The following is a 23448-nucleotide window of genomic DNA, read 5'->3' as shown; positions in this document are numbered from 1 at the left end:
CAAGCTAGATAGAGGTTACCGGTCAATACACTACCTTAGGAGGAGATAAACTATGAATCCAGTAGTTGGTCTGAATGTCGTAAAAGGTGAAAGTCAGGTTCAAATGTTCTTGGATAAAAAAATGCCCTATAAAAGCAGCGTGAAAGTTGATCATACGGTGGATGGATTGGAAGAGTTACACTCTTATTTATTAGATTTAGAGCGTCAAACAGGAATGAAGCCACCTGTTGTTTTGGAATCAACGGGTCACTATCATGCCCCAGTTGTACAGTTTTTAGAAGCAAGAGAATACATTGTTATTATCGTAAATCCACTGGTATCTTACCGAGCAAAAAGTTCTAGCTTGCGAAAAACCAAAACTGATGCCATTGATGCTTATCACTTAGGCGAACTGTATTACAAAGAGGATTTAGCGCCTCAGAAAAAGCGTGGTATACAGTTATTAAACCTTCGGCATCTAACAAGGCAACATGAAAATATGACGGGAATTATGATTCAAACAAAGCTTCAATTTCAAGCCGTATTAGATCAAATATTCCCTGAGTACAAAGGAGTGTTTGGCGATTTATACGCTGAGATTTCCTTAAAAACTTTACAAGCTTACCCTACTTCTGAATCAGTTAAAGAAGCAGGTGTAGAAGATATCGCACAATTCATTGATACACATTGCAAAGCAAGTTCGTTTAATTGGGCGCTTGAAAGATCGGAAAAATTAATCGGAGCTGCAGAACGCAATCCATTTCAATCAACTCTTTATCAAAGTCTTCTAGTCAGCTTGAATATGTATATTGATTTACTTCAAGTGTACCACCAACAACTTTCTACGTTGGAGCGTGAGATTGATGAGTTAGCGGCACAACTTGAAGAATATGAATTACTCCAATCAATTCCTGGTATTGGTGAAAAAATCGCTGCAACGATTATTTCAGAAATCGGAGAAATTGATCGGTTTAATCATCCGAAAAAGTTAGTAGCCTTTGCAGGACTAGATCCCAGTGTGTTTGAATCAGGTCGCTTTAAAGGCACGAAAAATCACATTACTAAACGCGGCTCGGCTAGGCTTCGCCACATGCTTTATACAGCTGTTCGTTGTTCTATTCGAGATAGTCGGAAAAAGAAAACAACACCTGAAACTATCGCACGAAATAAGCGATTACGAGCCTTCTACGATTTAAAACGTGAGGAAGGAAAGCCATATAAAGTAGCCATTATTGCTTGCGCAAATAAGCTTTTACATTGGATTTATGCGATTTTAAAAACGAAAACACCATTCCAAGAAACCACGTAGTGACAGAATTTCCAAATACCACAAAAACCTTCCAAATTGAATTCGGAGGGTTATTTGGGTTGCGCTTTTTAGTATAGCATGAAGTGTTTATTAATTTAAAAGATTTTTATTGACAATCTATTAGCTGGTTTAGTTCATTAAGACGAAATTAAAAATGTCCGTTTCTATGGTCCATTTTAAACGTCTTATCCATTCCTCCTGTACTTCTTGTGGTGCTTTTTTGACCTTATGTAATACTTTCCATACCTTATATACACAGTAAGACCTTAATACTTCAGGAGATAAGTGTATTGGATTATTAATTTTATATTCTTTAATAAATAAGAGATTTAATGAGTCCGCATATTCAGGGTAATGAAGTTTTGTAAACCAGCAGACCCATCCTATATCGGTTAAAGGATTTGCCCATTCAGACCATTCCCAATCTAAGACTGTAAGAGTATTAGTATCTGTGTATAAAACATTGTGAATCCCATAGTCACCGTGCGTTAAAACCCATTCCTCCTCATTATCGTTTATGTTTTGTAATATCTCCATAGAATTTGCAATAAGAAATTCAGGTACAAAATCTAAACTTAAGTAAAATTCATTAAAAGTACATTCTCTAATTCCACTTGAAGTATAGTTATATTTTATTGAATGAATTCTTTTAGCAAGAGATGCTCCTAAGTTTTTATATAATTCCTTTGTTCTTTCTAATTCATTGTTATCTAAAATGGATTGTCCATTTATTCCTTTTCTGTACTCCATTACAATTATTTGAAGGGCATCTGTTTCTATTAACTCATAAATTTTTGGTGTTACTCCTGTTTCTTGAATTAAATTTAAACAATTTATTTCATTTTCAATGTCTTCGTTAAATTTATTTGTAACTTTAACAACTAACGGAGGAAGTGTACCATTTAACAAAAAAGTGTCATTTGTGTACCCTCCAGTTAATCGAACAAGTGAAAAATCACCGTATTTTTCTTTCAAATGTTTTTTTAATACTTTTTCAGTCAAAGTTATCCATCCAATCATTCTTTTGTATCTATTAATTTTACTATAAAGCAATAACAGATCCCTTTAAACCATTCAATATATATTATTTCTTATTCAACTAACCTGCTATTATGTTTTAATTCATCTATATTATTATTTATATAAAAATGGACATAACTAAGATACTTGGCCCTCCAAGTTGAATTCAATGGGTTTTTCTTTTATCTTATTACGGTTCTTATTTGCCCCCTTCATTTCACACTACAGTAATACTAAAAAAGTGACCTTTCTTGTGCTACGAGTTGAACTTAAAAGCTCTAGGCTAGACATGCTCTCTTGAAAATGAAAAAGCTCTTTACATATTTTCAAACTAAAATAAAACAACTATAATGGTGTTTAAATGGCAGGAATTCTAAACACTACCATTTATCTTTGTTCACACCAATCTACTATAGAGGAGCGCGAATATGAAAAAGAAATTTTTATCCTTACTCATGACCATCATAATGGTCCTATCACTTAGCGTATCGGTGTATGCAGATGAAACGTCGCCACCAGCAACAAGGGGAGAGATTGTAAAAACCTTGTTAATGGCAGCGGACGCTTATCAACCAGGAATTAGTAAAGAATACATTATGCAGGGCTCTAAAAACAAAAATTTAAGAGCGCCAGCTAAGAAGGTCGAAGCTTTAGTTATGTTGAGTAGGGCATTTGGCGAGTTGCCAGAGCCTGTCGGAAATGATCTGCGCATTGGAACATTTGACGTCGAGTTCACCGATGTACCCGATTGGGCTAAGAAAGACATCGATAAATTGGTAAAAGCCGGCGTATTGACGGGCAACCCTGACGGCACATTAGGCGCAAATGACAATATTACGATCGAAGAATTTCAAAACATTATCGCCAGAATATGGACGCTTAAAGGCTCTCATTTAAATGACGATTTTTATGAAGCAATTAATAAAGAATGGTTAAATCAATCGACAATTCCGGCAGGAGAAATCATGGGCGGCGGCTTTTCCGAGCTGCAAAAACAAAATGACGAGAAATTGGAAAAAATAATAGATGACCTCGTTGGCAAACAATTCGAAAAAGGAACGAAAGAACAGAAAATTGCTGACTACTATTCGACTGCGTTGGATAAAAAAAATAGAAATAAACAAGGAATTGAACCTATTCAAAAATATGTAAAAGCAATTGACGGAGCTAAAACGCTTAATGAACTCGTTCAAGCAGATCTTAGCCTGGAGAAAGAATTGGGTTTGAGCTCATTATTTAACTTTGCAATTATGAACGATGCAAAGAACAGCAGTGAAAATGCTTTGTATTACACAGGATTAGCTATTGGTCTGGATAAGAACAGCTTTGTTACGGAAGATGAGAAAGCGAAAAAAGCCTATATTCAATATATGACCAAACTTCTTGTGGCATCGGGCGAGGAAAAGTCCGATGCGAAAGCACTTGCCGAGAAAGTTTATGACATGGAGAAAAGCTTAGCTTCCGTATCGCTTGAACCTTATGAACAAAGCGATGTCAATAAATACTATAACCCATATACAATCGAACAATTCGATGACATGTTCAAAACAGTAGATATGAAACAAGTCTTGAAATCGATGAAAATCGACAGTACTGATAAAGTGATCGTCAACGATGTGAAGCTTGCGCAAAAAGGCGCAGAACTCTTGACTGATACTAATCTTAACGTGTTGAAAACTTACTCCAAATTGCAACTACTTATAGCAACAGGCAGTTTATTGTCAGATGAAATCGGAGATGCTGCTAAGGAGTTTGCCGCAACGTTCTACGGCATTACAGGAGAAAAAACAGATAAAGAAAACGCAGTAGACTTGACAACTGGCACAATGAGCAGTTATTTGGAGCAAATGTTTGCCGAGAAACATTTTTCACCAGAAGCTAAAAAAGATGTTGAACAGATGGTAGAGAAGTTAATTGCTACGTATGAGGAAAGAATCAAATCGCTTGATTGGATGTCCGAAACAACAAAAACTAAAGCGATTAAAAAGCTGGAAACGATGATTGTTAAGATCGGATATCCAGAGAAGTGGGATACGACTTTAGACAAAGTAGCGATCAAGACATATGACGAAGGTGGTTCGCTGTTATCTAATACTTTCGCAGTAACCAAAGCATACATTGATCACTCGAAAGCCGAGCTTGGAAAACCAGTGGATAGAACCAAATGGGTAACGAGTGTTTATACCGTAAATGCTTTCTACTATCCGCTTAATAACGAAATTACGTTCCCTGCTGGTATTCTGCAAGCACCCTTCTATGACATAAAAGCTAAACCTGAAGAAAACTATGGGGCAATTGGCATGGTCATTGGTCATGAGATCAGCCATGCATTTGATAACAACGGATCGGCATATGACGAAAATGGAAATGCAAATAACTGGTGGACAGAGGAAGACTTTAAGAAATTCAAAGAGAAAAACCAGAAACTGATTGAGTTCTATAATAACATTGAGATTATTCCGGGTGTGTTGAACGACGGTCAGCTTACACTGAGCGAGAATGTCGCTGATTTGGGCGGAATGGCCGCTTCACTGCAAGTTGTATCCAATATGAGTAATCCAGATTATAAAGCATATTTCGAAAGCAATGCAGAAATGTGGAAATTCACAACTACAAAAGAGCTTGCAGCATATCTAAGCAAAAACGATGTACATTCAGCCAATAAAATTCGGGTAAACCGCACGATTGTAAACTTCCCGCAATTCTATGATACCTTTGGAATTAAGGTTGGAGATGGCATGTATGTAGCTCCAGAGGATCGAGTTTCCATCTGGTAGAGGCTACCAAGGAAGCCATTTTAGAGTAAGACTGTTTTAAACAAACAGGCAGATTTAATCTACAAAAAGTGTAGATTAAATTCTGTCTGTTTTTTCTATTAAATCTAGGACCTCGTTCGTTTTCGCTCTTTTATTCTCGCAACTAGGAACAGGTCGGATAAATTTTTTACAACAGTTAGTTTATTTTCAATTATCGTCTCAGTCTCTTCAGCATATTCATGATCTAATAAATAGACAGGAGGATTATTTCCTTCGTGTATATTTATTGCGTAAGCATCACCAATAGCTATTTCTACTCCGATACAAATATAACCACTCTCAAATACTGCACATCCAGGAACAGCATCTAAACATTGATCAATAATACACTTTGGATTCAAGAATTCGATTCGTAATTGGGGATTTTCTTCATCTTCTTCATCTTCCGCATCAAAAGGAACCACCAATTCACTATTACACACTTCTACCGTAGTCATTAAATCGATCAACCATTCTGGAAGTTTAGAATCTAGTTTTTCTTTTAGGTCATTTATTTCCCCAACTGTCGCTATCCTAGTGGATGTTCCAGACCTTTGAATCATATTTTTAGCATTTGTAATTACTTCATTAACCAACGTGACTCCTCCATACAATTAGAAATATATTTCTTTAATTATGATTAAACTTCTTTTACATGATCCTTTTACTAAAAAGTACGTCAAAAACAGTCTGACTTTTAGCTATTGCGTTAGTAAAATTTTCTTTCCATTTTCATTTAAAATATCCATGTGAAAAATGTATAAACTCCAACTAATGCAAAAATAAATAGTAAAATTATTATTGAAAGACAACCAAAAATAACCCAGTTATGTTCACCTTCTATAGGTGCATCTGGTTCTTCTACTAATTTTTCTTTTACTTTATTGATAGATAAAAGTGCTAGGTCCAATTCCAGTCCTTTTAAAAGTTCAATATCACCTTTATACTTTAAAGCTCTCGCTATATTATCAATGTCTTTTCCCATAGAGTTTTCAAATTCAATACACGCATTTATCATTTCTGGCGTCTTATTCTTTTCTAAATACCAGTATCGACCAGCCATTGCAGGATATTTTAACTCGAAATAAATATCTCCCAATTTTTTACGGAGTTCTAATTCATTAGGAAAAGTTGTTATTAATCCGTGTAGTCTATCCCTTGCTTTCCCCAAATCATCATTTTTAATATCCTCTTCTATTCGTTTTAAAGTCTTGGAAAACTTCCCCTCCAATAAAAAACACCCGCTTTTATCTTGATAGTACCACGCTAATTTCTTTTCATAGAATACTTTACCTATCAAATCTTAACAATGTATTGCTTTATTTTATATATGTAATTTTTTCCTCATTCAACTTCTTATGTTTCACCAATAAGGATTTCAACGCCCCTGTTAGTGAATTAAGTTTAGGGATACTTTGTTTTAGCTTTTCTTTTTCTATCTCAAATTCTCTTTCATCTGCAATCAAAATGGTGGGGATCGTAGACATATTGTGAGGCAATGCCCTGTCATTGTACATGATTTGTTTTGCAAACCGCCCTACTATTATTCCTAACCAGCTCCTTGGTGGAAAAGATTGCCCCATTGCAATATCTTAGAAAGCTGAACAATGCGCTAGCATTTGGGCGACATTCATTTTTCCCCACTGCGGCTGTGAATTCGGATTTAATTTGTGGACGCTTTAAAATTTTTGCTGTATGCATTTGATTAAAAATAGTTTTCATCCGTGCCTATTTTTTTATAATGAGTCAACCATCTTAACTTATTTGGCCCGATTGTGGAATAAGAAAAAAACTACTTTGATACAGGATTTATAGCCCTCTATTGAAGTAAAGCACTTCGTTCGTTTAAATGTAAAGCTTCACATTCTTCTGTTGTAAACACTTATTTCTTCCATCCTACTGCTATATCGTTGGAGGAGAATTCGATAACCAAATTAATTTGAGGTGAATAAATATACCTGTCCCAATTTCTAACTTCTTCAACACTGTGTAAAATTCTAATCAGTTTTGTTTTAATGACATATTGAGAATTAAGGTCAATAATATAGCATATTTCATTACTTACTTTATGATTTTTAATTACTAGTTCTGCTAATGCACCTTCATAGTCAACAAAGTTAGAAAATATAGTTTTGTAAAACATATGTGTCCACTCAATTCCGCTACTACAAAACGGAAATTTTTTAAATAATTCATCAGTAATTTTTTTTGAATCTTCTTTTGATAATATTTCTACTTCCTCTTCAGAATCAGTATTTGGAAATAACTCATTAACTTCCTCTAAAACCGTTTCGTATACATTTTTCTCCTCCTCTTTTATTCTTTTTTGTTTTTGCTTATCTAGCAACTCTTTTAAACGTTCCTTTTTATCCTTCAACATATTCACCCTAGCTATTTTGTTTGTTACATTAGATCGTATACCAATTCCATCTTTCACTAACCCGTTAAAGCAGGATCCTTCATTTCTTAATATTTGTAGTAAGTAGTGAAATACCTTATTTTATATTGTTTATTAGTTTATTTTAGGTGTTATGCTGCTACCGTTTTTTTATTTTTAAATTTATTTCACAGGCAATTCACTATACATATATAGCTATCACGACATATTAATAATAAGGTAAAGCTAATTTAGCCTTACACCTCCGAATCTTGTTACTAAGGGTCACTCCATCCCAAGTGGCCCTTTTTTATGGTCTTATCTCACAAAAGTATATTTTTTAATGCCTATAGCTGAATGGTTTAACAACCACACTCCTTCTCTGCAGTCAACATATTATATATTATAGAAAGGAGGTGTGTCTTATGGGATACTATGGTGGAAATGTTGGTGGCATTAATAGTGGCTGCTACTCCGGTGGCGGTTATGGAAATGGTTCACAATTCGCCTTAATTGTTGTTCTATTTATTCTTTTAATTATTATCGGCGCTACTTTCATGAATACAGGGTATTAACATTTCCGATTAAAGGGTCGCCCTCCTAGCCTGGTGACCCTTTTGTAGTTTCTTTACTCATAAATCGTTCAATAGTTTACTGTAGCGTGTTACGATGCTACAGCTTTTTTATTTTTAATATTTATTTCACAGGCAATTCACTATACATATATAGCTATCACGACATATTAATAGTAATGTAAAGCTAATTTAGCCTTACCTCGCAAATGTTGTTACTAAGGGTCACTTCTATCTCAAGTGACCCTTTAATAGTTCCTTTACTCAAAAGTACCCTATAGGATTGACTTCGGTCTAGAAACAACATGGCTAATTATAAGTATTGAAAAATAATTTTTACTATATCTTCACTCCACCTTCTTAATTGTCCAAACATCTGTTTTCGATATGAATAAAATATTTATTAGAAAAGGAGGTGAAAATAAAATGGCATCATTTGAAATTGGAGCTAGAAGTCTTTTCAACTTTCGAAACGAACGCTTTTTCCTATTAGTTGAAGATGAAATTACCATTCCACAGAAAGGTGTGGAGATTGATCCAGTTAATATCTATGAGATTGACCAACAAACTTTCAATTTTATCAGAGATGAAGGAGATACACCTGTAGTTGTACCACGTTTTAATCTTCCTCCTGTACCACCTGGATTTAAATTAGAAAGAAAATGTATTTTTATGGTCGATAATTCATACTTTGCAATCTATGATTTAGAAAATGGTACTGATAACAATGTTTTATTAAGAATCAGTGCAGCTTTGTTTAACTCATTAAGAAATTCTGGTGTTCGTGAATGTGTTCCACAAGACTTCATTAATTAATAAAAAGTCCAACATTCAGAACATTATTATCATCATATTTAAAGTAATGTTCAGCAAGATTTTTCCTTTCTTGCTGAGCATTTTCTTTCAGATATTCACGCTTGATTAGCGTTACAGATGACACCTTAATTTCATGCATTTAGATAACTAAAGAAAGGCAGATGAAAGTAAATTCATCTACCCTCCTATTTATTTCTGCTTCTTTTTATAAATGATCGTTGCGACAACAAGTAAAAGTAAAATCGCTTGTCCAATCATCGTTTCTACCGTTGGATAGAAACCAATGATGGTGACAACTGGCAAGCCATCTATAATTGTTGTTGAAACTGCATCCCTCAGCTGCAATGTATGCAGACTGACACCAATAATTTTAAATGCCAATACATAGATTAACACCGTTGCCACTGCGAAAAATTTATGAACTGGAATTTTTCCACTTGCTTTCAATAACACAAATGCAAAAATAGCTAATACTACAAGTGCTACTACAATACCTAGCACAAATTGAGATGTTTCCATTTTAGGTGCAATTCCTGCATAAAAGACAAGTGTTTCTGCCCCTTCACGGAAAACGGATAAGAAGCTAATTGCAGCCATCGTAAACACCGATCCAGTTGAAATAGCATTACCCATTCGTTTGGAAATATAGCGATTCCAGCTTACTACACTCGATTTACTATGGAGCCAAATACCAACGCCAATCATCATCGCAGCAGCTAATAACCCAATATAACCTTCCATCAGCTCTCGACTTGTATCAACTGTCGCAGATTGGAAAATTGTCGACATTAAAATAGCCGCTACCGCTGAAAGTAAGATCCCTACAAATGAACCGATATATATCCATTTACGCATAGTTTTTTGTCCAGATTTCTCTAGGAACGATGCTAAGGCCATAATAATGAGTAGTGCCTCTAAGCCTTCTCGCAGTAAGATTAATGCTGCATCCCATAGCGTATAATCTGAGTCACCTTGAATCAGTTCAATTTCGGTACGGAAATTATTCAGCTTACTTTTTATGGTTTTAACATCGACGTTAGACTTCAATAAGTCACTAACGAGGATTGGCATTTCACTTTCAATTTTTGTATAAAGGTTGCCGTTACGTGTTGAAATATCTATTTCTACGCTCGGCCATATTTTAATGAACTCTCGAATTTTATCAGATGCAGCCTTGTAGTCACCTGCATCAATCAAATCATTCGCCTCATCAATATAAGCAATCAATGTTGCTAGAGAATACTCTCCTTCTACGACTTTCGCCGTATCATTTCCAGCTACAAAATCCTCAATTGTTTGTTTTAATTCTGCATATTGAGATTGCATTAAAGCTACATCAGGCTTTTCAGAAGCAAGTGAGATTCGTATAAAGGCCATCTGTGTTTCAATTTGGCCATACATCGCTATGCTTTGCTCACGTACAGGGCGTTCAATTTTCTTCCATTTCGCATTGAAATCCTTATACGCTGCATCGATTGTTGTTAAATCACCATTTGCTAAGGCATCTTCAAATGCTTTCATGATAGGTTTAAACTTCGTGCCAAATTCTGCTCGCTGCGCCGCTTCATCTACCGGATTCTCAAGCTTTTCTAATGCACGTAAGGCATTTGATAAATCAGATAGTGCTTTTAAACGTTCATCTTTAGAAGTAGCTTTAACTGCTAGGGCAAGAATGCTATCAACTTTTTCTTTTGCTTCCTTTTGATCAGATGCAATCGACGCCCAGTCTGTCGCAAACTGTTCAAGGGCTTGTTTTGCCTCAGTTTCCTTGTCCTGCTTCGTATTCATCAATGCATCACTAATAGCAATGTACAAGTGACTATATGACTGCGCTGCCTGCACTGGTACAGCAAGTGCCAATAACAAGCAAAGTACTAAACTACAGCGCGTTAAAAAGTGCTTCACCTATATAACTCCCCTTTTGTATACCTGGGAAGCAAGCGAACACTGCGCTGCCTCGATGTGTAGTATACTCATTCATTTTATCCATTCGTCCTAAGCTATTTTGAACTGTTATAAATTGAGCTGGGTCTTTTTGAAAAGAAATAAACATAAGTCCCGCATCATGCGCACCTGTATTGGTCATAACACCAGATGCATAAGAGTATGAGCGACGTAAAATACGTGCACCTGATTTACGAGCCAAATGCACATGTGACGTATCTGGCATAATATACTCACCGTTGCTATCTTTCGCCTCTACATTGAAATCATCGAACTCTTTCTTTTTACCAAAAGGTGCACCACTATCGCGATAACGACCAAATGTTGCTTCTTGATCTTTCAGAGATGTACGATCCCATGTTTCAAGATGCATTTGAACTTTACGTGCGACTAAATAAGAACCGCCTTTTAGCCAGCCTTTATCGACCCATACAACTTTATTTAAATCTTTGTCATCGGCAGTCGATGGATTTCCTGTGCCATCCTTGAATGCAAATAAATTTCTCGGTGTTCCTCCACCAGCTGGAAATGAGTTAAAGCCAGATTGAGACCATTTAATTTCTACCTTACCAGATGCTGCACGAACTAAATTACGTACTGCATGGAATGCCACCTGTGGGTCATCTGCACATGCCTGAATACAAAGATCTCCACCTGTAAATTCTTTTTGAAGCTGATCCTTTGGGAAATGTGGTAAATCTTTTAATTCTGCCGGCTTCAAATGTTGGATACCAAGCTTATCAAACAAAGATGGCCCAACGCCGATTGTGATCGATAAATTTGAAGCGTCTAAACCTTCTGCTTCACCTGTGTCGCCTGTAGGAACTCTAGTATTTGTTGTTAAATCTACCATTAATTCACCATTCATTAAACGTACAACAAGAGGTGTCCATTGTTTGAACAACTCTTGTAGGTCTTTCTTTGATGTAAATAAAACATCTAAAGAAGCAAAATAAATATTCGTCTGAACAGGTGTAATAATGCCAGATTGATGTTTTCCATAAAAATCAACTTTATTACGTGCTGTCGTGCTGTCAGCAACAGGCTCGAACACATCGTAGCCCATTACTTTCATAACACCACCTAAGCCAGAAGCACCGATAGCTATACCAGCTGCTCCGATACCTGTTAGCTTTAACATGTCACGTCTTGAAATTTTTTTATTGATCCATTTTTCATCATTTGACGCTGTCATTTATTATCACTCCAAAAATTACTCCAAAATAATACCCATTTGACTTAATGGTTCTCCAAGTTGATTAACTGCTACTGCAAGTGCTTTTGTGTTTTCTTCCGTTAACTTTTCATAAGAAACATAACCGCCATCAGCTGTCGCATGTTTCGCCAATAAATCATCTACTGCTTTGAATTTTTCATCTAATGTTGCTACTAAGTCTTTGTCTTTCGCTTCTAATTTTGGACGTAGGATTTCAAAGATTTTTTCTGCGCCTTCGATGTTTGCTTTAAAGTCATAAAGGTCTGTATGAGAATAGATTTCTTCTTCACCAGTGATTTTAGATGTTGATACTTCATTTAATAAATCAACTGCACCTGTAATCATTAAATCTGGTGTTACTTCTACAGTTTGAACTAATGCGTGTAATTCTTTTGCGTCTGCTAGTAATTGATCTGCAATTGCCTCATAGCCTGCAGTTTTATGTTCTACCCAAAGCGCATGCTCCAGCTTATGATAGCCCGACCATTCTTCTTCGCCTTTACCTTCTTCTTGGATATCCGCTAAACGACCGTCAATACGTGGATCAAGGTCACCAAAGCTTTCAGCGATTGGCTCTGAACGTTCAAAATACATACGTGCTGGTGCATAAGCTGCTTTTGCTTTTTCAATGTCACCAGCTTTAAATAACTTCACAAAGTCTTCTGTTTTTATTAAGAATTGATCCATTTGCTCTAAAGCAAATTTCTGATAGGCTGCTAGCTCAGCAGATAGATCAACCTTTGTAGCTTGTTCTGCTTGTTCTGTTGCTGGCTTATCTTCTTTTTTAGCTTCATCTGTATTACCACAGCCAGTCATTAGAATGCCTCCCGCAACTAATACTGACAATAATGATGTTTTTTTCATGCTATGAACCTACTTCCGAAATAGTTTATATTGAGAATGATAATGATTATCATCTTCGATTGCAAGAAGTATTTTCATTTTAAGAAAAAAACGTCATTTCCTAGTTGATACATTTAGACAACTAGAAATTGACGTTTTCCTATATGAAGTTACTAAGAAATTTCTGCTTGTTTTCTATTTTCATATTTTCCATATAAAAAATAATAAAGGACAATAGAAACTAAAATAACGAATACCATCGCAAAGAAAATAGCACTGTACCCTGACGTCGGCACGAAAAATCCTAAGAAATAAGGACCAACCCCTAAACCTAAATCATATAAAATAAAATATGTCGACGTCGCAAGGCCTAAACGCTCATTTGGTGTAACCTTAATAGCTATTGCTTGCGCTACTGAATTGAAATTACCATAACCAATCCCTATGCAAGCTGCGGCTAGTAAAAATGCAACACTGCTCGTCGCCGAACTAAAGGCATACATACCAATGGCAAAAATAACTAGACATGGGTAGACAACAATGTTAGCACCTCTTGTATCTAGTAATTTCCCTGTAAATGGACGTGTCGCTAAAATGACAATTGCATAAACGATAAAGAAATAACTTCCGGCTGATACCAAATCAAGCTCTTTCGCGTAAAACGTCATAAATGACATAACTCCTGAATAGGCAAAACCAATAACGAGTGCCACAAAAGCAATTGGCACAGCACGCATCTCGATAAAATTAGTGAGTTTAATGCCTGTTTTCCCTGCCATTTCTTTAGCCTTCTTCGGTGCGTCTGGAACGGTTACGATAAAATACATCAAAAAGCAGATTATTGCTAATACGGAATCGACTGCAAAAATCATCCGGAAATCTTCAAACGACTGTGTTAAAAGAATGCCTACAAACGGTCCGATAGCAGTGGCCAAAATAGCACTTAAGCTATAATAACCAATCCCTTCCCCCCGTCGATCAGGCGGCAAAATTTGTGCAATAATTGTTCCAGTCGCCGTACTAGCCATCCCAAGGGCAATCCCTTGTACTAAACGATTTAACATTAAAAGTGGCAAATTCGTCGCGATAAAATAAGACATCGTAGATAGCATAAACAACAATAATCCATAAAATAATGTTTTTTTGCTACCCCAATCCCCAATGATACGCCCTGTCCCAAGACGACCAAATAAAGTACCAATAATAAAAATACTCGATACAAGCCCTGCCGTACTAGTTGAAGCCCCAAAATGCTCAACCGCATAGCCTGCAATCGTTACCATCAATAAAAAAAATATTAATGTAATGGTAAAATTAATAAGTGAGACGATTAAAAAGTCCTTCGTCCAAAGTTTATGTCTAGTTGCTTCCACTTTTTCTCTCTCCTACCTATTGATATTTGCACAAATGTTCGCTAAAACTTTTGTGGCAATTTCAATATCCCTCTCTGAAACGCCAGCGAGTGCCTGTTCAAAAAATGGTTTTAATTGTGATTTAATTTCCTGCACAATCTCTTCCCCATTTGCCGTCAATTGTATAAGCTTCTCACGCTTATCCCTACCCGCAACCGTCTCTACATAACCAAGCTCCACAAGCTTTTGCACAAGCCTTGTCACACTCGGCTTTTCAATAAACATGAAATTCGCAATGTCCACAAATGTATGTGGCCCTTTATCCATCAATAACCGAAGAAGCGCCCATTGGGAGCTAAACAACTGATATTTCTCAAGCTGCACATTCACTAGATTGATAAAAGGTCTATACATTAAGCGGTACTGATTAAAAAATTCTTGTTCGATCGTCAAAAATACCACTCCTTTTAAATTAGTTAGCCTAGCTAACTATATACTTTTAATTTTTATTTGTCTAGTAGGAGATTAGCGAGAAGGTTGGCATTTTGAACGTCTTTATGTCGGTGTCGATTTTCTATCCACGATTTTGGGTGGGCTATCCAGCTTTCTCGCCTTTCTATCCACGATTTTGAGCGCTCTATCCAGCTTTCTCAGCTCTCTAACCACAGCTTCGATCGCTATCCATCATTCTCGGCCTTCTATCCACGACTTTGAACGCTCTATCCAGCTTTCTCGCCTTTCTATCCACGATTTTGAGCGCTCTATCCATTCTCGGCTCTATCCACGATTTTGAACGCTCTATTCAATCAAAAAAAACAACTGAACAGCCGAAGCCATTCAGTCGTTTTTTCGTAGTAAATATAAAAAATAAGGTGCACCGATACATGCAACGACAATACCTGCTGGTACAGTCGCACTTGAAATAGCAACGCGGCCAATTGTATCCGCTAGCATAAGTAAACTTGCACCGATCAACAATGTGAGCGGTAAAAAGAACTGGAAGCGAGGTCCGACAAGCTGCTTTGCAATATGTGGGGCCATCAGACCGATAAAGGCAATGCCTCCTGTAATCGATACAGCTGCTGCAGCTAATGCTACAGCTACAACGATTAATTGCAAACGCTCTCGAGCGATAGTTACGCCTAAGCCAACTGCCGTTTGTTCGGTCATCGCAAGTACATTTAACACATTTGCTTTATAAAAAATAAATGGAATGCCTAGCACTAGCCAAGGCAATAAAGCCCAGAGAAACGGCCAATCTGTTCCCCAAACATTGCCCGCAAGCCATTGTGCGATAAATTGCACATCGCTACGTTCAGCTGAGGAAATTAAAATCATCATTACTCCCGATAAAGCAGATGCTACGCCTACTCCGACTAAAATAAGTTGGACTGGCTGCACACCTTCATTGCGCTTATACGAGAAAAAGTAAATGCAGATTGCCGTTAATAAAGCGCCACAAAATCCTACAAGTGGTAGCACATACGCAAAATGAGGCAGATCCCCATCGACAAGGAGATAAAAAAGTGTAACCCCTACACCTGCTCCCGCATTTACCCCAATAATACCAGGGTCAGCCAAATCATTACGCGTCACCCCCTGCAAAACAGCACCTGCTAATGCTAACGCCATCCCTGCTGCTGCCAGCACAAACAATCTCGGCAAGCGAACAGAGAACAAGACGAATGATTCTTTGAAGCTACCGTCTCCCATTAAGATCGGTATGATCCGATTCATCGAAACGGAGGCGGCTCCCATTGAAATTCCTAAAACAAAAATAACCACTGTTAATAGTATCCAAACCAATACCCATTTACGTTGTTTTTTTCGCCCGACATTAAACAATTCGACGACCTCCCTTTCGAACTAGAAGTAAGAAGAATGGAAGGCCGATCATTGAGATAATGGCAACTACCGGTGTTTCATATGGAGCATTAATCATTCTACCTGCAAAATCTGCAATCACCATCAACCATCCACCAACGATGGCACTCATCGGTAAAACAAATCGATAGTCTGTTCCAACAATTGCACGAACAATATGTGGAACCATTAATCCAACAAATGCTAGATTACCTACAAGCGCTACTGCGGAGCCTGCAAGAATGACCACTATAAACATCATAATACCCTTGATGACTGTTGTATTTTGTCCTAATCCGACAGCTAATTCTTCATTTAAACTTAAAATGGTTAGCTGCCGACTAAACACAAATGCAATTATTAAACCTGTTAAAATAACTGGAGCAATGATTAATGCTTGCCAAGTAGTACCGATTAAACCACCACTGGTCCACATCGAAACATCTTTTGAAATTTGAAATAATATGCCCGTACCATCTGCTATTGCTTGTAATAGAGCAGAAACAGCCGCCCCCGCCAGGACTAGCTTTAATGGTGAAAAGCCATTTTTTGTTGAAGCACCAATACCATAGACAACAATCATCCCTAGGCCCGCACCTACGAAACATGCAAAAATTAGCATATAATACGAGGTATTTGGGATAAATGCCATCGTCAATGCAAGTGCCGCATTTGCACCTGCTGTCAAGCCAAGGAGCCCTGGGTCTGCTAATGGATTTCTAGTAACCCCTTGCATAATCGCCCCAGCAACTGCAAGTGCACTCCCTACAAAAATAGCAGCGATAATACGAGGAAATCGAATTTCACGTAATATAGAATAGTGCTTGCCACCGCCTTGTCCGACAATTGCTTGATAAACATCTTGTATACTCGTATTTGCCGCGCCGATACATAGTGAAATCGTAACTGTTACTGCTAATAAAATCAGTGCAAGCAATACTTGAAGCCAAAATGGGAAATATCGAAACTTTATCATTTGCCTTCGCTACTCTCTACTGAAATTATTGTAAAAATTTCTTTTCAAAGAAATCTAGTTGATATTCTAAAGTTTTTGGATCATTAAAGTAAAATGCATTGCCATTCACTGCAAATAAATGACCATTCTTCACCGCTTCTAAATCCTTAAACCAAGCAGCATTTTGAATGGCGCTATCCTCACCTTTAAACGTACTAAAAATCACATAGTCACCTGCATACTCATTTAATACCTCTGTAGAAATTGCGAAATAACCTGGTTTTAAAGCATCTTCTTTTACTTTTCCAGGCATTTTCAAGCCCATTTCTTGATATAAAAGTTCTGTTCCACGACCCCAATTATCTCCATATACATACATTTGTTTATTAAACATTTCTGCGACAGTAACCGTTGCATCTTCGCCAATTTTTTCTTTTATTTTTGTACCCGTTTCTGCGGCACGTTCTTTAAAATCTTTTACCCAATCAGTTGCTTCTTTTTCTTTATTTACAACTTTACCGATTTCGATAAATTGCTGTAAATAATCAACTTTTCCATATGTGAACAACACAGTTGGTGCGATTTCGGCTAATTTATCTGCATTTTCAATACCATTTAAACCAATAATTAAATCTGGCTCAAGTTCGATCATTTTTTCGATGTCTGTATTCTCAACGACTACTGCATTTTTAAGATCATCTTGGAAGTTTGGATTGTCTTTAGCCCATGAATCAACACCCACAACATTAACACCAAGCTGTAGTAAGTCCCCAGCAAATGAAGATAAAACAACTACACGTTTTGGATGTGCTGGCACTTTAATAGGACCAGATTCTGCTTGATACGTAATCGTTTCTGCTGATGCTTTATCTTTAGAGTCCTCATCCGCCTTTTCATCTTTATTGCCGCACGCTGCAAGCACTAGTACGACCATCATAAACATTGGTAATAACCACTTCTTCATCAATAAATCTCCTTTTACACTGTTTGTAGTAAGTTATATGTAATGCACATTGGCTTATCTGTCCTTGGATCTTTACCAATGACTGCATCAATATTAAACACTTTTTCTAATACTTCAGGCACTATAATTTCTTCCGCAGTACCAAATTTCACAAGCTCCCCTTTTGATAGCGCAACAATATAATCTGAAAAACGTGCTGCCTGATTTAAATCATGTAGCACCATCACAATTGTGCGTCCTTCTTCTTCGTTAAGCTTATAAAGTAATTCTAGTACCTCTAACTGATGGGCCATATCTAAATAGGTTGTTGGCTCATCCAAAAAAATGATATCGGTCTCTTGGGCTAATGCCATCGCAATCCACACTCGTTGACGTTGTCCACCTGATAGGGCATCAACTGTGTTTAGTCGAAAGTCATTTGTTTTAGTGACCTTTAAGGCCCAGTCAATCATTTCTTTATCCTTTTGCGATAAATTACCGAAGCCCTTTTGATATGGAAATCGACCGTAGGATACAAGCTCTTCCACTGTTAAGCCATGAGCACTTTCCGGACTTTGTGGCAATATAGCCAGTTCCTTCGCTAGCTCTTTTGTGTTCATCTCGGAAATATTTTGACCGTCTAATATGACTTGCCCACTCTTATGCTTCAAGATCCTTGTAATGGCCTTTAAAAGTGTGGATTTACCACAGCCATTTGAACCAATGATGGTCGTTATTTTACCGTCTGGTATTTGAAACGATAAATCATGGACAATCGTTTTGTCCTCATAGCCGATACGAATCGATTCAACTTGTAAACGCACACCGTTAACCTCTCTTTCCTTTTTGTTTTTTCCATGCTATGATAACAACTAACCGATAATGATAATCATTATCACTAAAGTTAGTCTAGTTTTCTACTACAGTTTTGTCAAACACTTTTTAAGGATGTGGCGATATACATGCAACAAATATACGATGTAACAATTATTGGCGGTGGCCCTGCAGGTCTATATAGTTCCTTTTATAGCGGTCTTCGAGGACTGAAAACAAAATTAATAGAGTGTCAACAACAGCTTGGTGGTAAAATTTTGCTTTATCCCGAAAAACTAATTTGGGATATCGGTGGTCACCCCCCTGTGTTAGGCGAACAATTTGTGAAACAGTTAATTGCACAAGCAAAAACGTTTGATCCAACCGTTTTAACAGGTACAAAAATAGATTTTATCGAGCGCCAAGATGACCTATTTATTCTTCATACTGCGCAAGGGGATAAACATTACTCAAAAACCGTTCTTTTAGCAGTTGGTGGTGGTATTATAAACCCTCAAAAGCTTTCACTAGAAGGTGCGGAAAAATATGAAATGACTAATTTACACTATACAGTGCAGTCTTATCGACATTTTGTGGACAAGGAAATTATGATTTCCGGAGGTGGAAATGCAGCAATTGACTGGGCCGTTGAATTAAGTCCTATCGCTAAAAACGTAACTGTTGTTTATCGTAAAGATAAGTTATCTGCCCATGAAGCAACCATTCAGGGGGCTTTAGATGCTGGCGTAAAAATTGAATGCAATACAACTATTACAAAATTGACTGCTAATACTGACAAAACAGCCATCCAATTAGTGACATGTGAAAACTCAAAAACAAAACAACGCTATACGCGTCAAATTGATGAAGTAATTGTAAGTCATGGCTATAATCGAGAAGCCTCATTAGAATTAGATCCGAACATCACCATTCCTAAAAAAAATGATTACTATTTCGAAGGGAAAGCAACTGGAGAAACAGCACAGCCTGGTATTTTTGCAGCGGGTGACATTTTAACGTTTGAAGGAAAAATCAATCTCCTTCTTGGTACCTTCCAGGATGCAGCCAATGCGGTCAACTCTATTAAAACGTATTTAGAGCCTACCGCCTTTCGCCATGGGGTCGTATCATCACATAATGACGTATTTAAAGCGAAAAACCGCTCTATTATTGAAAAGCATTTTAAACAAGTAAAATAAGTTCAAAGACTTGGTATTTTGAATAGTGGTCATTCGTTGTTAAGCCAACTTTACGTATTCTTTTCTTTGACTATTTTTCAGTCCCTATTTTCGCTAAACTTATAATGTGGATAAATGTTCAATAAAATAAAGTTAACTATTTTAAGGTACATGAATAAATTTTTGATGCAACGAAATTTATGTTAAAATATCCCACATAATATTAGCACCTATTGGGGGAGTGGTGATTTGAAGAAAAAAGTTATAATTAGTGTTTCTTTGTTGGTTGTCATTATATTGTTGCATTCAACACCAAGTATGGCATTAAGAACTCATGTGTTTTTTTAGGTTATCCAATAGCCGCAATTTCTTCAGGAATTATTGAAGATAAAGAACATAATAAAGTAGATAAAGATAAATTTGCTGAATTAAATGCCAAAGCATACACCCTAACAAATCCTCCAATAGAAAAGGCTACTCAGACCAAATTAAGAAACTTTCTTGTGAGGAAATTTGGATTTTTACATTTTGCAGAATACTACGGTGAATCTTAATCCCCTTCGTCAGTCGAACTGGGGTTCAATTAGGTGAATAAATTATTACAAAAAACGCTCAAAAATCTGAGCGTTTTTTTCTACGTAATATAAGTGTCAATTATTATTACACCATCTTTGATCCATGTAATCTATCTAAAGAAATTTAAAAATGCTCCCATTTGTCTTAACATACCAACTCCATTTGTTATTGTTCCGGCATGGCCCATAATAGTGTTTATATGTTGTGGCAATCTTCCAAATCTAGACGTTTGGGGTTGTTGATTAGGATGAAAAAAAGGTTGTCTTCTTCCTTGCATAGGAGGACCAAAACCTTGTCTATAGCCTGGTGGGAATGGTCTCATTCTAGAATTAGGCGGATAAAATGGCATCAATTCACCCCCTATCAAATATCTTTTCACTAGTATACGTCTGTATTTTTTTATTGTTTAGACTATCGGATAAGTTGCTCAAAAATAATATACATAGGCATTGTAAAATATCGGTGCCTACTAAATTATTATTCTCCTCCTACTTTCGGAAAAGGTTCTTCATGATAGCTACGTCTCTTACAGGAACCATACTATTTTTAATTTCATATTATACAAAAATACAAATAAAGAAGGGATTCCGATTCAAAATTCAAAATATCTAGAATTTCTGTCCAAGTTTGGTGTTGGGGGTGCGCATCCTGGTGGCATTAATCTAACAAAGGAAATATTCAAGGCAGAAAGCATTGGCAAAAATACCCGTATTTTGGATGTAGGTTGTGGTACAGGCCAAACCGCTGCCTATTTGGGGGAGGAATATGAAGCAAAAGTAACTGGAATTGATATTAATCCTGAAATGGTCGCAAAGGCTAAAAGGAGAATGAAAAAAAATCGCTTACCCGTAAAAATAATGCAATGCTCTATAGAACAAGTACCTTTACGTGATGATACCTTTGATTTTATTATTTCTGAATCTGTGCTTTCATTTGTCAATAAACCTAATGCCCTTAAAGAAATCTTTCGTTTATTAAAAAATGGCGGTCGATTAATTGCCATCGAATTTACGATTCATCAACCACTTGATGAAAACATTGAAAAGGAAATCTTACAGTTTTACGGATTTGATTCTTGTTTCATGAAAAAGGATTGGGTAGCTTTGTTTAAGCAGGCTGGTTTTAATAATATTCGTATACAAAAGAATAAATCAATCTTCTCAATTCCTGAACTCCATTACTCTAAGGATATTGCACCTGAACTTTATGAGATAATGGATAAACATTTTGCTATGAACTTACAGTATGAAGGGATTTTAGACTATAGAATTTATTCATGTACGAAATAGTTTGAGGTTGTTCAAACGAGGGCTCATTCAACGTCAAATTTCCTTGTGGTACTGTTCCATGACATATAGCGGGAAATTAGTCCTCTGTGACATTTCCCGCTTTTTCTTATTCCCCTGCCTCATTCATTTGCATGTATTTATCTTCATTATCCATAACTGCATGAATGCCTTCAATAAAGGTATTAATTAAGATTGAAAAGCTTTTATTAATATCAAGTGGCATCCCGAATCCGCCGATCTGCTCAATTGAAGAGAATCCATGTAGAATACTTCGTAATCCTCTGACCATATGAATCGCAATTTCTTCCTGTAAATGATAAGCATCTAACACTTGAAGTACAAGTTGCACGACAGATTCTTGGGCTTGCTGTAGCTCTTGATCATTTGCATCTGGAAAGCGAGTGCTGGCATCATACAACCCCGGATGCTCTCTAACAAGTTGAAGATATGCTTTACTAATTGCACGAATAGCGTCATCACTCGAACGTCCTACTGCAGCCTGCAACATATATTCATGTAGTTTTTTTACACCTTGAATAGCTAATTTCTGCTTCAACTCTTGTAAACCATCAAGATGGTTATACAAGGACGGTGGCCGTACTTCCAATTTTTCCGCTAATAGCCCAATTGAAAGCTGATCCAATCCTTGTTCATCAGCTATCTCTGTTGCCTTTTGTAAAATAATAGATAAATCTAACTTCATTCGACGGGACATTTTTTTTCACTTCCTATTTTGATTGTTAAAAGCTTTTTCTGCTTCTGCTATAGCCATGTTCAAAAGTTCCTGCGGTTGTTTTACCATCTTCCCATGCCCCACAGCAAGTAAACTTGGATTCAGCTCACTTAATTTTTTTGCACTTTTAAGAGCTGTCTCTTTATCCCATGTAGCAAGAGCAGGAAACGGAAACAACGGATTCATCATGCCCGATACTGCTAACTTTCCCCTAGTTACCAGGGCATCACCAGCAATTAAACTTCTATTGCGCGTATCGAAAAGAGTGATGGAACCAGGTGTATGGCCTGGTGTTGCAATTACTTCTAATGAACCTACACGATCACCTTCCTCAAGTAATACATCCGGTTTCGTTTTAATATTTTTCGGAATGCCTCCCCGAATAGGTGTGTTTTTTTCATTTGGAAGTAATGCGCTATTGCCTTCTAATAGCAACGCATCTCTGGAAGAAATGTAAACCTGACAGTCTGGCAACAATTCTTTTAACGTATCAAGCGCTCCTATATGATCACTATGTGCGTGAGTAATGATGATTCTTGTTATCGGTTTTCCAATATTTTCAGCAGCTTTTATTATACTTTTTGCACTATATGGTAGTGCTGCGTCGATCAGGGTCAGCTCGTTTTCTTCTTCTACAACATAACAATTAACAGGAAATATTCTTGGCATAAATGACAATTGAAATACTGTACCCATGTTTTCGATTTTCATGTTAAAAATCCCCTTTGTAAACTAATTATATTTACATATTAACTAATATGATTAGTTTACGCAATATTTAAATTAAATTTTTTAGAATGAAAAAGCATTACTAATTCTTGAAACACCATAAAAATGACACCTGTCATATAGAAACTTTGACTGGTGTGAATATG

The 23448-nt window shown here is 36.7% G+C and carries 22 protein-coding genes and 1 pseudogene; 6 read left to right on the top strand and 17 right to left on the bottom strand.

The genetic code is table 11. The annotated features are described in order from the left end of the window. The first annotated feature begins 52 nt into the window (after positions 1 to 52). Complete coding sequence (locus MWJ95_RS02680) at positions 53 to 1288, top strand: IS110 family RNA-guided transposase (protein ID WP_249104048.1); 1236 nt, start codon at positions 53 to 55, stop codon at positions 1286 to 1288. Between the two features lie 129 nt (positions 1289 to 1417). Here the strand turns inward: MWJ95_RS02680 and MWJ95_RS02675 are convergent, their stop codons facing one another. Next, positions 1418 to 2290 carry a phosphotransferase family protein gene (locus MWJ95_RS02675; protein WP_249104046.1) on the bottom strand — a complete coding sequence of 291 codons (873 nt, stop codon included), beginning with the start codon at positions 2288 to 2290 and terminating at the stop codon, positions 1418 to 1420. Between the two features lie 446 nt (positions 2291 to 2736). On the opposite strand from MWJ95_RS02675, the gene MWJ95_RS02670 reads away from it, so the two are divergent. Continuing rightward, a complete protein-coding gene (locus tag MWJ95_RS02670) occupies positions 2737 to 5085 on the top strand; it encodes a M13-type metalloendopeptidase (RefSeq protein ID WP_249104043.1) in 2349 nt (782 codons plus the stop codon). Positions 5086 to 5189: 104 nt separating this feature from the next. On the opposite strand, the gene MWJ95_RS02665 is transcribed toward MWJ95_RS02670, so the two are convergent. The 4 genes and pseudogenes from MWJ95_RS02665 to MWJ95_RS02650 form a co-directional block, all read right to left on the bottom strand. After that, the gene (locus MWJ95_RS02665) at positions 5190 to 5699 is read right to left on the bottom strand and encodes an SMI1/KNR4 family protein (protein ID WP_249104040.1); all 510 of its coding nucleotides are present in this window, start codon (positions 5697 to 5699) and stop codon (positions 5190 to 5192) included. Positions 5700 to 5839: 140 nt separating this feature from the next. Beyond that, positions 5840 to 6334: a DUF6584 family protein gene (locus MWJ95_RS02660; RefSeq protein ID WP_249072107.1), complete on the bottom strand. Its 495-nt coding sequence runs from the start codon at positions 6332 to 6334 to the stop codon at positions 5840 to 5842. A gap of 178 nt (positions 6335 to 6512) precedes the next feature. Further along, positions 6513 to 6825, bottom strand: a pseudogene (locus MWJ95_RS02655) (DUF1569 domain-containing protein); the annotation flags it as partial. 160 nt (positions 6826 to 6985) lie between these two features. After that, positions 6986 to 7483, bottom strand: coding sequence for a CDI toxin immunity protein (locus MWJ95_RS02650; RefSeq protein ID WP_249104038.1), 498 nt, complete (start codon positions 7481 to 7483; stop codon positions 6986 to 6988). Positions 7484 to 7905: 422 nt separating this feature from the next. Here MWJ95_RS02650 and MWJ95_RS02645 point away from each other — a divergent pair, with 422 nt between their 5' ends. Together MWJ95_RS02645 and MWJ95_RS02640 are read left to right on the top strand one after the other, a co-directional pair. Then, a complete protein-coding gene (locus MWJ95_RS02645; protein WP_249072104.1) occupies positions 7906 to 8055 on the top strand; it encodes a YjcZ family sporulation protein in 150 nt (49 codons plus the stop codon). 423 nt (positions 8056 to 8478) lie between these two features. Further along, positions 8479 to 8868, top strand: coding sequence for a spore coat protein (locus tag MWJ95_RS02640; RefSeq protein WP_249072102.1), 390 nt, complete (start codon positions 8479 to 8481; stop codon positions 8866 to 8868). A 189-nt stretch (positions 8869 to 9057) separates the two neighbouring features. Here MWJ95_RS02640 and MWJ95_RS02635 read toward each other — a convergent pair whose 3' ends face one another. The 9 genes from MWJ95_RS02635 to MWJ95_RS02595 form a co-directional block, all read right to left on the bottom strand. Continuing rightward, positions 9058 to 10773: an FTR1 family iron permease gene (locus MWJ95_RS02635; RefSeq protein WP_249104034.1), complete on the bottom strand. Its 1716-nt coding sequence runs from the start codon at positions 10771 to 10773 to the stop codon at positions 9058 to 9060. Further along, a complete protein-coding gene (gene efeB / locus MWJ95_RS02630; protein WP_249104032.1) occupies positions 10748 to 12007 on the bottom strand; it encodes an iron uptake transporter deferrochelatase/peroxidase subunit in 1260 nt (419 codons plus the stop codon). The genes MWJ95_RS02635 and efeB overlap by 26 nt, the downstream gene beginning before the upstream one ends. A gap of 18 nt (positions 12008 to 12025) precedes the next feature. Continuing rightward, positions 12026 to 12892 carry an iron uptake system protein EfeO gene (gene efeO / locus MWJ95_RS02625; protein ID WP_249104029.1) on the bottom strand — a complete coding sequence of 289 codons (867 nt, stop codon included), beginning with the start codon at positions 12890 to 12892 and terminating at the stop codon, positions 12026 to 12028. Positions 12893 to 13044: 152 nt separating this feature from the next. After that, positions 13045 to 14244 (bottom strand): MFS transporter, encoded by a 1200-nt coding sequence (locus MWJ95_RS02620; RefSeq protein WP_249104026.1) that lies wholly within the window; start codon positions 14242 to 14244, stop codon positions 13045 to 13047. A gap of 12 nt (positions 14245 to 14256) precedes the next feature. Further along, positions 14257 to 14685, bottom strand: coding sequence for a MarR family winged helix-turn-helix transcriptional regulator (locus MWJ95_RS02615; RefSeq protein ID WP_249104024.1), 429 nt, complete (start codon positions 14683 to 14685; stop codon positions 14257 to 14259). A gap of 375 nt (positions 14686 to 15060) precedes the next feature. Continuing rightward, on the bottom strand, positions 15061 to 16068 hold the full coding sequence (locus MWJ95_RS02610) for a FecCD family ABC transporter permease (protein ID WP_249072088.1): 1008 nt from the start codon (positions 16066 to 16068) through the stop codon (positions 15061 to 15063). Further along, positions 16061 to 17062 carry a FecCD family ABC transporter permease gene (locus MWJ95_RS02605; protein ID WP_249072085.1) on the bottom strand — a complete coding sequence of 334 codons (1002 nt, stop codon included), beginning with the start codon at positions 17060 to 17062 and terminating at the stop codon, positions 16061 to 16063. Before MWJ95_RS02605 ends, MWJ95_RS02610 begins: the two co-directional genes overlap by 8 nt. A gap of 25 nt (positions 17063 to 17087) precedes the next feature. Next, positions 17088 to 18005: an iron-hydroxamate ABC transporter substrate-binding protein gene (locus MWJ95_RS02600; RefSeq protein WP_249072083.1), complete on the bottom strand. Its 918-nt coding sequence runs from the start codon at positions 18003 to 18005 to the stop codon at positions 17088 to 17090. Between the two features lie 14 nt (positions 18006 to 18019). After that, positions 18020 to 18808: an ABC transporter ATP-binding protein gene (locus MWJ95_RS02595; protein ID WP_249072081.1), complete on the bottom strand. Its 789-nt coding sequence runs from the start codon at positions 18806 to 18808 to the stop codon at positions 18020 to 18022. Positions 18809 to 18946: 138 nt separating this feature from the next. On the opposite strand from MWJ95_RS02595, the gene MWJ95_RS02590 reads away from it, so the two are divergent. Beyond that, positions 18947 to 19996, top strand: a complete 1050-nt coding sequence (locus MWJ95_RS02590) for an NAD(P)/FAD-dependent oxidoreductase (RefSeq protein ID WP_249104021.1) — start codon at positions 18947 to 18949, stop codon at positions 19994 to 19996. Positions 19997 to 20660: 664 nt separating this feature from the next. Here the strand turns inward: MWJ95_RS02590 and MWJ95_RS02585 are convergent. Further along, positions 20661 to 20900 (bottom strand): hypothetical protein, encoded by a 240-nt coding sequence (locus MWJ95_RS02585; RefSeq protein ID WP_249104018.1) that lies wholly within the window; start codon positions 20898 to 20900, stop codon positions 20661 to 20663. 193 nt (positions 20901 to 21093) lie between these two features. On the opposite strand from MWJ95_RS02585, the gene MWJ95_RS02580 reads away from it, so the two are divergent. Beyond that, entirely contained in the window at positions 21094 to 21840 is a 747-nt protein-coding gene (locus tag MWJ95_RS02580) for a class I SAM-dependent methyltransferase (RefSeq protein WP_349294134.1), read from the top strand. A gap of 106 nt (positions 21841 to 21946) precedes the next feature. Here MWJ95_RS02580 and MWJ95_RS02575 read toward each other — a convergent pair whose 3' ends face one another. Beyond that, positions 21947 to 22555, bottom strand: coding sequence for a TetR/AcrR family transcriptional regulator (locus tag MWJ95_RS02575; RefSeq protein WP_249104013.1), 609 nt, complete (start codon positions 22553 to 22555; stop codon positions 21947 to 21949). Positions 22556 to 22561: 6 nt separating this feature from the next. Next, complete coding sequence (locus MWJ95_RS02570; RefSeq protein ID WP_249104010.1) at positions 22562 to 23284, bottom strand: MBL fold metallo-hydrolase; 723 nt, start codon at positions 23282 to 23284, stop codon at positions 22562 to 22564. Positions 23285 to 23448: the final 164 nt, after the last annotated feature.

The sequence above is a fragment of the Lysinibacillus sp. Bpr_S20 genome (assembly GCF_023337835.1).
In the GTDB taxonomy this organism is placed as follows: domain Bacteria; phylum Bacillota; class Bacilli; order Bacillales_A; family Planococcaceae; genus Lysinibacillus.
This window is presented reverse-complemented; position numbering and strand designations above follow the sequence as displayed.